Here is a 14,195-nt window from a genome sequence, read left to right as displayed (position 1 = left end):
CATGCCCCTCTTAATAAAACAGGAATTCAATGCTGGATAAGACTACATAGCAACTTAGAACAGCCCAGTTACGTGCCGCTCCTATTGGGTTTTCCTCGTAGATCTCAACGTAGAGATCCTCCATGGCCTTAACCTCTGTGGCCGTTGGATTACGTAGGAAGGCTCTTTGGTACAAACGGTTGATAGAATCATAGAAAGCTTGATCCTTGCTGAGTCGACCGTCGTCCGTAAGATTGATATCTCTAAAAATAACGCCTTGTGCTGGGTTTACAATATCCAGGGATGCGCGCGTTGAGCATGAAGCAAGAACCAGTCGATCGACAGCCATGGGTGCTGTCACTGGTTCGCGACTAGCGTATTCATACTGGCTATTACTGTAGGCATCCATTCCTCCTAAACTAACCTTGTGAACTAAGTCACCACAGGGGATTTTGCCTAGTTCGAGACAAAGTTGGTTTTTTGTCATGCCTAGAATCTTACTAAGACTGCGCTGCATTTGATTAACTCGACGCTTCTTAACTGCGGCCTTAGGCGAGCCGACTAGAGCAGCGCTATCGTAACTAGCAGGGCTTGTGCTTTGTTCTTCCGATGTCATATCCTTGATTTCGCACGCGCTGAGAGCGACGGCCAAGATTAAAACTTTAAGGTACACCGTAAGCCTCCGTTCTAATAAGATCCCGAAGCATGGCCTCAACGGAATAGTTATGACCCGTTTTGAAGTTTTGCCACAGTTGCTTGAATTCTTTTTCTTGATAGCTCTTAACATCAGAGCCCATCAAGACTTTCCAGTAGTCGCGAACCGTATTAGCAGCAAACTGATCGCTATTAGCCATCACCTCAGCCCATTCATAGAGATTCTCCACACGTTGGCCCATAATGTAGCCAGCCTCCGGCATCTCTGATATTCCCGGCATCACATCTTCGTAAAATTCAAGGCGAGGCTTGGAGTAGGAAAGTGGTGTCAGGTTTTCTTCATCTCCGAGGTTGGAAACGCTTGATAAGCCCGTAGCATTCTGGCCTTGAAGAACAGCTGATGTTCCGGTCAGGCCATTGTAGTTTCGAAAGGGGTAAGCTAGTGGATCAATGGTTGTGTGACACACGGCACATTCAGGCTTTTCCATCCCTTTTGAGTCGTAGTCTTTGTAGAGGCTGTCTTCCACAGGTGGTGGGTTCAAGCCTTGCATCTTAGACATGCTCATGCCAGTATAGGCGCGAAAAGCCTGAGCAACAAGAACACGAGCTACTGCTGTATAATTCAAGTAAAAGCTTAGATTCCAGAAAGTCGTTAAGAGACCAACGCGCCGCTCCACCTGCATCACCTGCCCATCAAGAAGGCGATTGGGATCTTGCTTGGTATATTGAGTAGGGGTGCCATTGCCCCCTGATCGAGTTACGGTATAGTCGGCTAGAAGCTGCTCTCTGGCATCGTTACCATCAATCTGGCTCCACATAAACAAGTTGAAGTCGGCATAGTAATCGACGATTGGGATAAGACCTTCATCTTCGCCAAGCTTCACAGAGCCAACGGGACGAATCTTATAGTGACCGACTTCCCAGACAACTCCGTCTTTGCCAAGCCAATGGTCAGAGTCCAAGCATTTATCAAGTACATTGTCGATCTCTTGGGTTTTCTCAGCGGCTCCTAGCTTCTTAAAATCCTGATACTCATCAAAACTGGGCGATTCGCCACAGAAGTCGATCCATACCTTGCGATAAACATAGTCCTGATCATAGGCACATACTTGATGAGCCTGATCCGTGCTTCCAGGAGTGTAATTGTTGCAAGGGTCACTTGCCGCAATGCTTAGCGGATCTCCGGGAAGACTTCCGAACTTTATCTCATCTTGGTTGCTCATACCGTCTTCATCACAGTCTTCAGCTCCAAAAGCGCTTAGCGCAGCGCTCATCGCATCCTTATCTGCTGGAAACAATTGACCGTTGTTCAATAAAGATTGTTGGAAGCATCGGCCATAGGCATTGAATGCCGGGGGCTGACCTGTGTGACAGTACTTGCAAGCGATCGCTGAGCCTGAACACGCTGGGGCATCTGGGTTTGCCTCACAGAAAAGGTGAGGGCCTAGGGGCTTCCCCTGGCTCAAGTCCGACAGCATGAATGTGATAATCGCCACCAAGAGTGCTCGGTAGTTCATGATGCTTATCCTCGTTTTTTTAGTTCCCTATAGGCTATGCACAGGCTAGGCCAAGATGGGTTCCAAAAGATCGTCTCAAGATGCGGAAATAAATAGGAAATTAATCGAAGTGTAGAAGGAGTCTTGTTAGTGAGGCGATCAGTCAAAACCTAAATTGCCGATTATATATGTAAAAATAGACACTTGCCGGGTCTGCGGGGTGACGCCCGCAAAACGTGAGGGTCTAGAAGTGGATCTTAAGTTCGGTAAGAAACCGTTTTGCTTGGTTTAATATGAATTTGGGACTCGAACTCGCTACCTCGCTCTCTTGATACTCCACAGAAATTTGATAGGAGTCAGCAATGATCCCTGCGATTTGAAAGCGGCTAAATCGGTCGTTGTTGTTGATTCCTTGGAAGTGAATTAGCTGGGGCTTGAGGCTTTGGCCAAAGAAATTCGATCGAATGTTGAGCCCTCCCCATAGAAGGTTGCCATCGACATCTGCTTCGCTAGCAAAGGCGCTGTCATTGTATGCCTCTGGCATGAGCCCCCAATTATCGAAATGTAGTTCGAAGCCAAAGGTATGGTCGACCCCTAAGGCTTGATCGAGGCCTAGCATTATCTGAGTCAGGTCTCTTGTTTCCTTGCGACGTACGATTCCCGATAGTTCTTGATCTGGAGTGTGTCTGGCGTCCATCTTCCAGACTCTGGTCATAGTACCAACTGAACTACTCAGACCGAAACTTGTCAGTTTTTGAGTCGCTAGTTCAAGGTCAGAGCCATCGCTAAAGGCTTTGAAGCGAAAGCTTGGTTCGCGATTGCGATGATGTAAAGCATAGAGCTTTAGGTCCAACGAATCGAGGGGAAGTTTATAGCGCAAACCAAATTCCTGATCTTCGATCGGTTTGAGTTCTTCTTGTTCTTCCACAGCATAATCGCCGATCTCCTCAGGCAGCTCTCCGACACGGCTGAGAGGAATGTAGATGAGCTGAAGATTACCCCACGAACTGCTATAAAGCTCGTAATTGATCATAGGAACAGAAAGCTTGGAGTCACTATCTAAGAAGCCCTTAGGGTAGAGTACATCCCGAGGGTTTATCAAGTCAATAATAGGGAAGATCAGCGACTCACCCCAGTTCAGCTCTTGTAAGCCAAGTTTTAGGCTTGAGGATTCGAAAACCTTACTCGCGTATAGTAGTTCGCGGCTCAGATGACGGTGGCTTAAAGCATCGCGAGCTTTCTCATCTTGAAAGTCATAGCGGACGCGAAACCTAAGATGAAGGGTCCAGGCTGTGTAGTCATCTCCCATTTTGAAACGAGTATCCTCCTCATAATAGAGAACTTCACTTTGGCTGCCATCGTCTTGGTCATAGACGTTGTAAAAGCCTAGCTCGCCCTTAGAGCTGCTGGAGATTTCTGATGTGCTTTCCTGCTGGGCCAAAGCCTGGTGGGGAAAGCACATCAAGATGATCATTGTGATGAGGTAGAATTTCACTACTTCAGATTCTCCGTGACAAAATACGATCCTGGAATCGCAGTCTTCTTCATCTTGCGAATGCGAAGAATCGAACTCTTGGATGAGTCTGTAGCGTCAGTGATCACCATCTTTGATGGTCTGAGGCCGCCTGCTAGTTTCTTGAACTTGACAAACTCAATATGCTTGATCTTTCGACCGGTCTTTGTCATGTAGTCAGCCTTTGCTGGACGAAAGTTCTTCTTTTTGATCCATGCTCTAATCTTATCGTAGGTTAAGCCATTCCTTTTGGCAACGAGAAGCAGCTGCCAGTGATCTTTATCCTCTCCCTCAAGGGTTACATCGTAGTCACCGTGCCAACGCATCCGGCTAATATCACCGTTAGACGCTTGACCAGAAATCTTCTGATTGAGTGATACTTGAAGGGATCTGTTGATATTGGGAACATAAGCCCACATATTTTCTTCGAGCATTAAAAAATTCTTGCCCACATCACGGCGGGGCTCAAGTGTTTTGATTAAACTTTTGTCTTTGCCGCCGATAGCAATTTCAAAGCGATTGTGGCTGCCGTCGGTTGACTCTACCGTAACTTCCATCCGGTAAGTATTAGAAGGGTTTCTAATTTCATCGGCTTTCTTCAGAATTGATTCTGCGTCCATGCCGTTGCTTTGTCCTGTGGCCAAAATAGCGGCCATAATGATTAATTTTTTCATGCTGGATTCCTTTAATTTCTATGTTTTTTTAGGTGCTGGATCAGACTAAACCCTAGCTCGGCTAACGTTTAGCCCTAGTATCCAGCACGCTTCACTAAACCCACCTTAAGGTGGGTGAAGAGCTGTGTGTCATTAACCAACGCTGGCGATCGTTTTGTCAGCGATGATTTTCTTGAGCCTTTCCATCACCTTCTCAGGGAGTGGAATCTGCTTTACATTGCCCTCAAGGTCAGACTGCGACCAAACAATCTTATGCTCACCATAAGCTAGTTTCTCGTCTGGTCCATCAGTGTTCACCTTGAAGAATTCAAAGTAGAGGTCGAGCCCGCCTTCGTAGAGTTCGGCAAGAGACATTGTGACTCTGATATCATCGAAAGGCATGGCCTCACGAAGGTGTTGAATCTTACTGTCCTTACATCGGAACTCACCGTTTTCACCAATGCCGATATAGTACTCAGGCATCATCTTTTGGAAATAATGGTCTCGAATCTTACCCATCCAAATCGAGTAGTTGCCAAAGTAGAGGTTGCCAACCAAGTTTGCATCGAACAAGCTCGTTTCAAAGGTCTTCTCTCGGAGTAGAACCCTTGCGCCTGGTCCCTTAGGTGCTTGGAATATGCTTCGACCCGGATTTAAGTTTTTAAGTGGCTCTTCAGCCGGAACATAGCTATCCTGGTCCTCTGTCTGCGCAACCATGCTATCGATGAACTCACGATAGTAGTCAGGGAATGGCGCAGGCTTTACAATGCCATGGCCTAAGATTTCAACCCAGGTGAAACCCATTTTTCCAGTGGCGATTCGCTCCTCGATGCCGTCTTCGCCAAGTGATACCCAATCGAAGTTTAGGGTGACGGAGGACTCTTGTGAGCCACTGATCTTGCCACACCACATCCGGGCCTGAACGATTCGGTCGCGGTTTCGACACTGGCCGAGGACATTGATCGATGCCCAGTTGGTAACAAGACCCCATTTTCCAGTTTCTGTTAATTCGCGAATCCGATCGAGTACTGGTACGGAGGAAAGTTCTCGGGCAGAACCCATCCAGTTGAAGAAATGGCTGAAGTAAACCGAGCGACCTAGATTTGAAAAGGTCTTAAAATCAGGGATAAAGCTGTTAACAAAGACAGATTGCCCCTGTGGTCCGTTCGGCTCTGCATCGATCCGAAGAACCTTGGAAAGTTCCTGGTATGGCTTGAGAAGCTTGTTCTCACCCTCACCTAAGATACTCGTTTCAACAGCTTCTGGAGATTCGACGATGCCTTGCTCAAGAGATTCTGAGGTTTCCATGACTTCTTGCTCCTTGGTGACTTGGCGATTCACTAGGGTATAGACCCGATCGTCGCCATTGCTGACCTGGAGACTGCTGACGTGCAACTCCTGACCTTGATCATCATTCCAGAAAAATTCTATTTGCTGATCATCTAATCGGTCAAAGCGGATGCTAGCAGGCTCTACCTCTAGACCGAGGGCTAGGAACACCTTCCATAGACCGAGGAGTCTGTCATTGAGGTAGGCATCACTAAGACCCATTTGAGTAAAGTCTTTTATTCCATTGCTCATCATTGGTAGCGCGGCTTTATCAATGGCTTCACCGCTGTTGATTGACATGTAGCAAGGTAGCATCTGCTCAAGGGATGCTGAAACCAGTCTGTCGTTGGCCTTGCTACAGCTTGTGATTGATAGCTCACCAGCGCTTGTAGCGACTTTATGGGCACCATGACCAAGTTCCAGACTCGCTAGGATCTTGATATCGTCATCATTTAATCCAAGACGCTGAGCTAGAGTCTCTAGGAGAACAATGTCATTGTCCTGTGGCCCGACAAAGGTGACCCGGCCTGCTGTATCTCGCTCGAATCGGCTGCTATGAGCCTCTAGATTCATCAGAGCTTTCTTCTCGTCATGAATCAAATCTAGAGCTCTCGGGTTATCTTCGATTCGCTCGATGAACTGGAGACGATAATCCTCCATAATTTCAAGGACGGTGCCTTGAGCATTCATCACTTTGACCGTAGCTGAGAAGCTCTTCTCATCGACACGGTGAACATCTGATAGAGCCATACGAACTTGGTTACCCCTCTCGATGGACTGATTGCTCACTTGCAGAGATGAAATCTTCACGGGCAAACACTGATTTTTCGGGATGATCAGCTGGGCTGACTGAAGAAGAGCATCGCGATAGTATGGATCGCCGAGCACTGTGGTAAAGCCAAGATCATCCTGATAGTCTGCTCTGAAAACAGTCATGCCTTCATTTTCGTCGTCTGACTCTAGCTGGTAGATCTCGCGAATCCGCTGAAAGCTAGGTCCCTGGAATAAGATTGGTCCGTAAAGATCTGTTTGTGGATCAATACCAAGTGGGCAGAGACTTTCGTCAAAGCCAAGGTAATCTTCGCTGATGCTGCCTTTGCAGACGTAATCAGCAGCGAAGTGATCATACTTATATCCTGTTTTAGCACAGCGTATTCCAGCACGAACGACCTTCACGCCATCACGGCTGGCTTCTAGCACTTCAGCGTAGACTTCAACCTGATCTCCCTGTGGACCAACAGTAATCGGCTTTTCTAGGGAAATATTTTCAATTGTTACACCATCAAGCTTGTCGAGGCCCAAGGTGTAGCAGACGACCTGTGCCATGGCTTCTAAGCCAAAAACTGTCGGGAAGAGATAAGTTCCCTTGTAATTATGATCGATCAGATACGGGTCATTTTCTGGCGAAAGTGTAACGCGGCTCACCGTTTCGATATTTTTGTGGAACGCCTTGATATCATCCACGTAGCGGAAGCTATCGGCTTTTTCCAAGGTAACTCCAGCTAGACCCATCCTAGATGTGATCACATGTTGCTGATCAGCAAGTTTAGTGAAGAAGCCATCAAGGAATCGTTGGATGCCTTGTTCAGGGGAAATGCTGCTAATTCCCATAGTCTCTAGCTTATCGACACTACCAAGCTTCGCACCCATACCGACCTCGTCCCAAACACTATAGGCAAGGCTTACTGTATGAATTTGGTTATGCTTAGTTCTAATGTTTCGTGAAAGCCGATCTAAAGTTTCATTAGCAAGAGCGTACCAAGTGTTACCCGGCATTCCTAAGACACCGATTACAGAGGTTAGCGACGCGAACACTTTTAATTCGTCAAGCTTGATGACATCCAGGAAGTTCTGCGCGCCAACAACTTTTACTTTGAACTCCTTCTGAGCCTGAGGCACGGCAGAAAGGTGAAGTGGTGCGGGCTTGTTCAAGCCTGCGCCTTGGATGAAAGCTGTAATAGTACCGAGGTCTTTCTGGATTTTTTCTACGGTTTCGGTAACTCTTTCCTTGCTAAGAATATCGCAGGAATAGTAACGAGCTTCAAAGCCTGCATCCTTGAATTGGGCTAAGGTATCGAAAATTTCCTGGCTTCTTGAGCATGGTTCCTCTGGAAGAGGTGAGCTGCCGATCAACGCGAATTTCGAACCTGTGCGGGCTGCGAGAGCCAAAACACAAGCAGCGGTAATTCCCTTTGCGCCGCCAGTGACGAGGACAACATCGTTCTTGCCGAGCTTAGGGTCGAAATCACTACGATCGTCCGCAGCCACAACATCCAAGCTAGGAGTGAGACGCTCAGCAGACTGATTGTACCAGACTTTTTTGATAGGCTTCGCGGTTGCTAGTTCATGACTTAACTTTTGGCTTACCAGCTCAGAAGTCAGATCATCTGCAAAACAGATGTACGATACATCAAGGTCAACACGTTCTTGGTGAAGGCTCGAAGCGAATGATTTAAGCTGGACCAATTGGCTATCATTCTGAACAAAATGTATCCCAACTCTTTTGCCACCCTGAGGAACCTGGGCGATTCGGTGAAGATCTGCTAAATAGTTATCAGCATCTGCGTCGGTAATATTTTTGAGATCGGCAACGAATATCACTATATGATCCTTGCCGATTGTGTCAGCAGCGCTTACTTCAGAGATTGTTTTGTAAACAACCTCACTGGCGCCATCTACCTGAGCCTTGTCTTTTATGCTCTCTAGGTCAGTAGCTATCACAAGGACGCTTCCGCTGCTCAATTTTTGAAGGTTTTTTTCCGGGCTTGCGACGAGTGACTCGGTGAATGTTCGAACCCAAGGAGTCCGGTTGGACCGTAATGTCGTCGAGGAGGTCTTAGCTGCGTTGGCTGCCGGCAGAGCTTCTGGCTTTGAAGGATTGGCTGCAATCATACCGCTACTGGCATCGGCCGCATCCACGATTTCCTGAAGAGATGCGTTAGCAAAGTTTCCAAAGTCGATTTCTCCAGGCCTTCCTAGCTTCATCGCGATGGTTGATACCAGTTCGCTTGCTTTGATGGAGTCCATGTTGAGATCGTCTAGGACCCTCATCTCCATGCTAATGGAGTCAGTTTCGAAGCCTGTAAGCTCGTGAACAGTTTCTAAGACCACATCATGAGCAGATCCAGAGGCCGGAACTGACGCTTCGATAACTTCGGGAACAACAGCTGATTCCTGCACAGCAATGCCATTGCTTGGTACTACAAGACTCGCAGTATTGCCAAAGCTGGTAGGCGCGATCGCTCCTGCTGATGCCGTAACCGTTAGCTCACGCTCACATGGATTTTCAATGTAGATTCGGTCTCTAGGATCGACCAATGGTTTGACAAATCGGTCATTGAAAAGCTCTGTCCACTGAATCTTGCCACCGCTTACGAACCAGTTCGCTACGAGGGATTTGAAGCTGTCGTCGTTCTGGTCATCGGTTGAAAGGACGAGAGTGTTGCTGTCTAGATTTTTCATATTAAGGTTGCTAAGCACTCGGCCTGGGCCAACTTCGATGATCACATCGTGGCTTTCCGCAAGTGTTTTAACCGTTTGCTGGTAGTTTACCTGACCTAGCATCTGGGCCGCGAGATATTCACCCAAATTACTTTGCTCGTCTAGGAAACTGCCATCAAGAGATGATAGAAATTTTATATCGCTCTTTTTGATTTGCTTATTCTTTAGCTTCTCTGCCAACGTCTCACTAGCATCTGTCATGAACTTAGAGTGAAAAGCGTTAGACACCGCTAACTCCTGTGCACGGTAGCCGCGATCATTGGCTAGCTTGATGAAAGATGCTATGCCAGTCAAAGAGCCTGATACGATCGTTTGGTCATCAGCGTTAAGATTGGCGATGACAAGGTAGTCGTCACTGATCTCCTTGATGAGAGACTCCGTTGTGGCTCGATCACTAGAGATAAATGCCATGGTTCCTCGCTCGTGGTCTTTGGCAGCCATAAGCTGACCACGACGACCTGCGATTCGAACTAGATCCGAGTAGGAAATTTTTCCAGCTGCCCATAGTGCCGTGAGTTCTCCAAGGGAATGACCAGCTACCGTATCAGCTTTGATACCCAAGGTCTTGAGTCGCTTGGCCCAAATCGCACTGGCAACGCAGATTCCAGGTTGCGCAATCTCTGTTTGCTTTGCCTGACTTAAGAGTTGCTCTTGCTCCTCTTGGGGAAGCTTGTGGAGGTTCTTGACAAAGTAGCTCGCTGCCAGAGAAATACCTTCATCAGAAAGCAGGTCTTCCGCTTGTTCCCAAAGATCTTGGGCCCAATCATGTCGCTCGACGAGCTTGCGGCTCATATTTATTTTCTGAGAACCTTGACCGGGAAATACGAATGCTGTTGCACCAATCTTAGCATGAGATGAAACGGCTATATTACCTTTCTGTATGACCTGCCCCTCTACTAAGTTAGCTAGCTCAAGCAGCAGTTGATTCAGCTTCTCAACAAGGTCGTCGGGCTTCCATGCAATGACAGCAGCTTTTACCGGCTCACGATTGAGAACACGGCGGCATAGGTCTGCTGAAAGGTCGATCATTTCGCCACGTGCCATCTTACTTGCGATAGCGATTGCCTTTTCAACCTTACGGCTCAACTCCTGTGTAGAGTCTGCAGAGAAAGGGAAAACCTCGGTACTATCGTAGGATGCCATCAGTTTATCTTCAGATACCTCAGGTTCTAAGCTGTCGTCAGCTTGTGGGCCAGAACTTAGAGTCACGTGAGAGTTAATGCCACCAAATCCCATGGCAGAGACGCCAGCACGGATGATTGCGCCTTTGTCATCGCTATATCCATCGATAAGAGGATATAGCTTTTCAGCTTCTTTGCTGAAAATATCATGAGGAATTTCACACCCAGCCAGAGGTGGAACAACCCGGCGATTCACGGCAATAACCGCTTTAATGAGTGCACCGATTCCAGCGGCAGCCTTGGTGTGACCAATGATCGTTTTGAGCGAGGTGAGCCCTACGGAAGCGTCTTCCGTCTCATCAAGAGCGTCTGCTAATGCACCTACTTCAACACGGTCGCCAAGAGGTGTTCCGGTACCATGACCCTCGATGAAATCAACGTCATTAAGCTTATAGTCTGTCATGTTGTAAGCAGTTTGGATCGCCTGTGATTGCCCTCGAACAGAAGGAGCTGTAAGGCCGCCCTTACCATCAGATGAAATGCCCCAGCCATTGAGTGTTGCATAAATGCGGTCGCCATCGCGAACCGCATCTTCATGGCGCTTTAGAATAAGAAAGCCACAGCCTTCACCTGGGATAAAGCCAGAGGCTCTTTTGTCGTAAACTCGCATATCACTGGCAGTGAGAGCGCCAGTCTTAGCAAATCCAATAAGCTCAAAGGTATCGAGACTGATATCGATACCACCGGCAAAGGCAACATCAAGATCGCCGTTGCTAAGGGATCTTGCGGCATTGATTACCGCAAGTAAAGATGATGAGCAGGCACCGTCGATGGTATAGCCGCCACCGTGCAGATCTAGGAAGTTACACACACGACCCGCAATTGTATTTGACAGAGCACCTGCCAGAGTATCTTCGGTAACATCAGGAAACACCGATTTGAAAGTCGATTCAGTGGTTCTCAGGTAGGCCTCCAGAGCCTCGCCTTCGATACCATGAGCCTTGGCTGCGGCAATCATTGTGTCCCGGAAGAATGGCCAACGCATCCGCATGGCATTGGTCCGCGTCCACTCACCAGTTAAGGTGTTGCCCAAGATCACACCGGTATTAAACTTCTTTATGGAGTCTTGATTGTAACCAGAATCCTTGAGAGCCTTAAGTGCAACATCAAGAGCAAGCCAATGAACAATATCAGTGCCTTCGAAAGTTTTCTTTGGAATGCGACGTCCCTGCCAATCGAAGTCGAAACCATCGATCACAGCGGCTTCTGTTCCATAGGTCATGTCTGGAACTTTTTTATCTGGGTTATGGTATTTATCAAGAGGAAGACGCTCGTCCGGCATTTTTCTAAACTGTTGCCGCTTGCTTAAAATATTTTCCCAGAGTTCTAAAGGAGACTTCGCTCCTGGATACCAGCAGGAAATACCAATGACTGCGATATCATCTCGTTTGTTCCTCATGTTCGTCTCCCATAGTTTCTTGTGCTTTGGATACAGGCGAGCTTCAGCTCGGATAACGATACATCTGCCGGGATTTTGAACTGGTGTGCTGCCCGTTCGACCGACGTCTGCTCTAAAAATTTTTCTTTGTTATGGGATAAGCAATCCACTGGCCAACAATCCTTGAAAGCCTGTTGCGAGCCAATCTGAAGGAATGATGAAGCTTTTAGCAGACTCGGAAATCTTGTGTGAATTAAGGGGGGTGCATAGCAAAACAGCCTGTCTAGATGCTCCTGGGAGGCTAAAAATACATTTAATCAAGAAATAACTGGGTGTTACGTAAGTTGTCCTGAATGTGACGTGATCACAAGCTTATCTGTTTTGGATGAATCGGTGTTATCTAGTTGATATAAAACAAAAAATAGCTAGAGTCGCTCTTTATATTGGCATCGTTTGTGACCCTAAAGGTCAATAAATTGGTCGCCAGCCCCCATGGTGTGATCCTTGCTTGTAAAGGTTATCCAGCATATTTGGTTTCGGCTCAAACGGGTCGACCACAGGTAAATGAGGAGTTCGATATGAGCGCTTTGATCGAAGTCAATGCTCTTGGTTTTTCTTATGGAAGCCGTGACTTTAAGCATGAGCTTTTCGATGGCTTGAACCTAAATATCCAAGCCGGTGAGTTTATCGGTCTAACTGGCCCTTCCGGCTCCGGAAAGTCGACCCTACTTAATATCTTGGGCTTGATTGAATCCATTCAGCACGGCGATGTTCGCCTGATGGGTGAGTCCCTTAAAAGTGCCAGTGAAGATCGTAAGAACTACCTTCGTCTGAACACGCTAGGTTTCATCTTTCAAGACTTCCATCTTATGAATACTCTTACGGTACTAGAAAATGTTCAGTTTTTTGCCTCCCTACAAGGTCTTGATGAAAGACAAGCAAGATTGCGAGCCCTCCTTGCACTAAGGAGGGTAGGAATGCTAAAGCACTATCGCAAGAAGCCTTTTGAACTATCAGGTGGGCAGCGGCAGCGAGTGGCTATTGCAAGGGCCTTAGCGAAGCGTCCTCAAGTACTGATTGCTGACGAACCTACCGCAAGCCTGGATCAAGATAGCGGCACCGTGGTTATGGAAACGCTACGTTACCTCAATGAAGCACTTGGGGTAACGATCATTGTTGCCAGCCACGATAGTATTATAGACAGCTACGTGCAGCGAACGATTCATATGGTGGATGGTGTGATTGTTGATCATGGAGGAGCGCATCATGCAGCTGAAGTTTTCGCTACTTAATGTGAGCCGCAACCGTCGTCGCTCATTGGTGTGCTTGATCAGTATAGCTGTGAGTGTATTCGGCCTCTACTTTTTAGATGGTTTTTTTACTGGTTTGATTGCCATGCACCGAGAGAATTCCATTCACTCTCGATTTGGTCACGGCCAAATCTTCCAAAAGGGCTACTACGATCAGTCTCATGCTAAGCCTTGGCAACATTGGATTGAGAACCCAGAAGAGGTAATGACAAAAGTTTTAGAACACCCTCATGTAGAACAAGTGTTTCCACGAGTACAGTTTTTTTCATTGCTTAGCAACGGTGAAATGTCTGTAGCGGGTCGAGGAATGGGTGTCCGCGGTAAAGAGGAAGAAAGCTTCTTCAATAAGATGAATATCGTTGAAGGGAGCGTGTTATCGGATCATGATGATGGCATTGTAATTGGAATAGGCCTTGCCAAAGCTCTTGGAGTGAAAGTCGGCGATCCCGTTACTGTAGTTGGTAATACCATCTATGGCTCGATCAATGCTCTTGATCTGAAGGTGGTTGGAATTTTTCATATGGGCCTTAAAGAGGCTGACGATATGCTTTTTCAGGTGCAACTTGATCAAGCACAGACTCTTTTGGATACGAAGAAAGTCGAAAGCATATCACTTGGGAATACCAGTCACTTGGTCTGGGATCAGGTGGAAGGCTTTGTTGAAAAAAGCTTTCCTGTATTAGAGGCTCGTAGCGTTAACGTCTTGGATAAGATCTGGGCCGAAAATGGTGAAAACTTTCTCACCGCATTATTGAACATCTTTCGTCTAGTTTTTTTAGGAGTGATCTCTCTCTCCATTTATAATAGCTCCGCAAACACTGTTTTAGAGCGCACCCGAGAGCTGGGAATGTTGCGTGCTAACGGTTTGAGTGGCAGCCTCCTCGTAAAGCTAATGACTTTGGAAAGTGCCTTCCTTGCGATCGCTGGTGCAGCCATTGGGTTGCTACTCACATTGCTTGTGACTCAGATCTTCGCGGATGGGGTCCCGATGCCCCCAACACCTGGTACCAATCGAGAGTTACCAGTGGTCATTCAACTGGAATGGCTCGATGGTTTTCTAGCTGTTGGACTTGGGGTTGGTGTTTCGATTTTAGCAAGCATGAGCGCTTCATTGCAGGTGCTCTTCCTACCGATTTCAAAGGCCTTGCGAAGCCTAAGTTAAAGCTGATAGAAATACTCCCAGTTCACACTGGGAGGATCT

The 14,195-nt window shown here is 47.2% G+C and carries 7 protein-coding genes; 2 read left to right on the top strand and 5 right to left on the bottom strand.

Annotation, left to right across the window (positions count from 1 at the left end; all coding sequences use genetic code 11):
- Positions 1–10: 10 nt before the first annotated feature.
- The 5 genes from B9N89_RS10140 to B9N89_RS10120 all read right to left on the bottom strand — a co-directional run bounded on the left by B9N89_RS10140 (position 11) and on the right by B9N89_RS10120 (position 11,705).
- The gene (locus tag B9N89_RS10140) at positions 11–652 is read right to left on the bottom strand and encodes a hypothetical protein (RefSeq protein WP_132317823.1); all 642 of its coding nucleotides are present in this window, start codon (positions 650–652) and stop codon (positions 11–13) included.
- Positions 642–2,150, bottom strand: a complete 1,509-nt coding sequence (locus B9N89_RS10135) for a hypothetical protein (RefSeq protein ID WP_132317825.1) — start codon at positions 2,148–2,150, stop codon at positions 642–644. Before B9N89_RS10135 ends, B9N89_RS10140 begins: the two co-directional genes overlap by 11 nt.
- 223 nt (positions 2,151–2,373) lie before the next feature.
- Entirely contained in the window at positions 2,374–3,624 is a 1,251-nt protein-coding gene (locus B9N89_RS10130; RefSeq protein WP_132317827.1) for a DUF1302 domain-containing protein, read from the bottom strand.
- Entirely contained in the window at positions 3,624–4,316 is a 693-nt protein-coding gene (locus tag B9N89_RS10125; protein ID WP_132317829.1) for an outer membrane lipoprotein-sorting protein, read from the bottom strand. The genes B9N89_RS10130 and B9N89_RS10125 overlap by 1 nt, the downstream gene beginning before the upstream one ends.
- A 132-nt stretch (positions 4,317–4,448) precedes the next feature.
- Complete coding sequence (locus B9N89_RS10120) at positions 4,449–11,705, bottom strand: type I polyketide synthase (RefSeq protein WP_132317831.1); 7,257 nt, start codon at positions 11,703–11,705, stop codon at positions 4,449–4,451.
- A 434-nt stretch (positions 11,706–12,139) separates the two neighbouring features.
- Between B9N89_RS10120 and B9N89_RS10115 the strand changes: the two genes are divergently transcribed.
- Positions 12,140–12,976, top strand: a complete 837-nt coding sequence (locus tag B9N89_RS10115) for an ABC transporter ATP-binding protein (RefSeq protein WP_132317833.1) — start codon at positions 12,140–12,142, stop codon at positions 12,974–12,976.
- Entirely contained in the window at positions 12,951–14,156 is a 1,206-nt protein-coding gene (locus B9N89_RS10110; protein WP_159455283.1) for an FtsX-like permease family protein, read from the top strand. Before B9N89_RS10115 ends, B9N89_RS10110 begins: the two co-directional genes overlap by 26 nt.
- Positions 14,157–14,195: the final 39 nt, after the last annotated feature.

The organism is Pseudobacteriovorax antillogorgiicola (assembly GCF_900177345.1).
Lineage (GTDB): Bacteria > Bdellovibrionota_B > Oligoflexia > Oligoflexales > Oligoflexaceae > Pseudobacteriovorax > Pseudobacteriovorax antillogorgiicola.
Note: the sequence above shows the minus strand (reverse complement) of the source record. Positions and strands in the feature narration are given on the sequence as shown.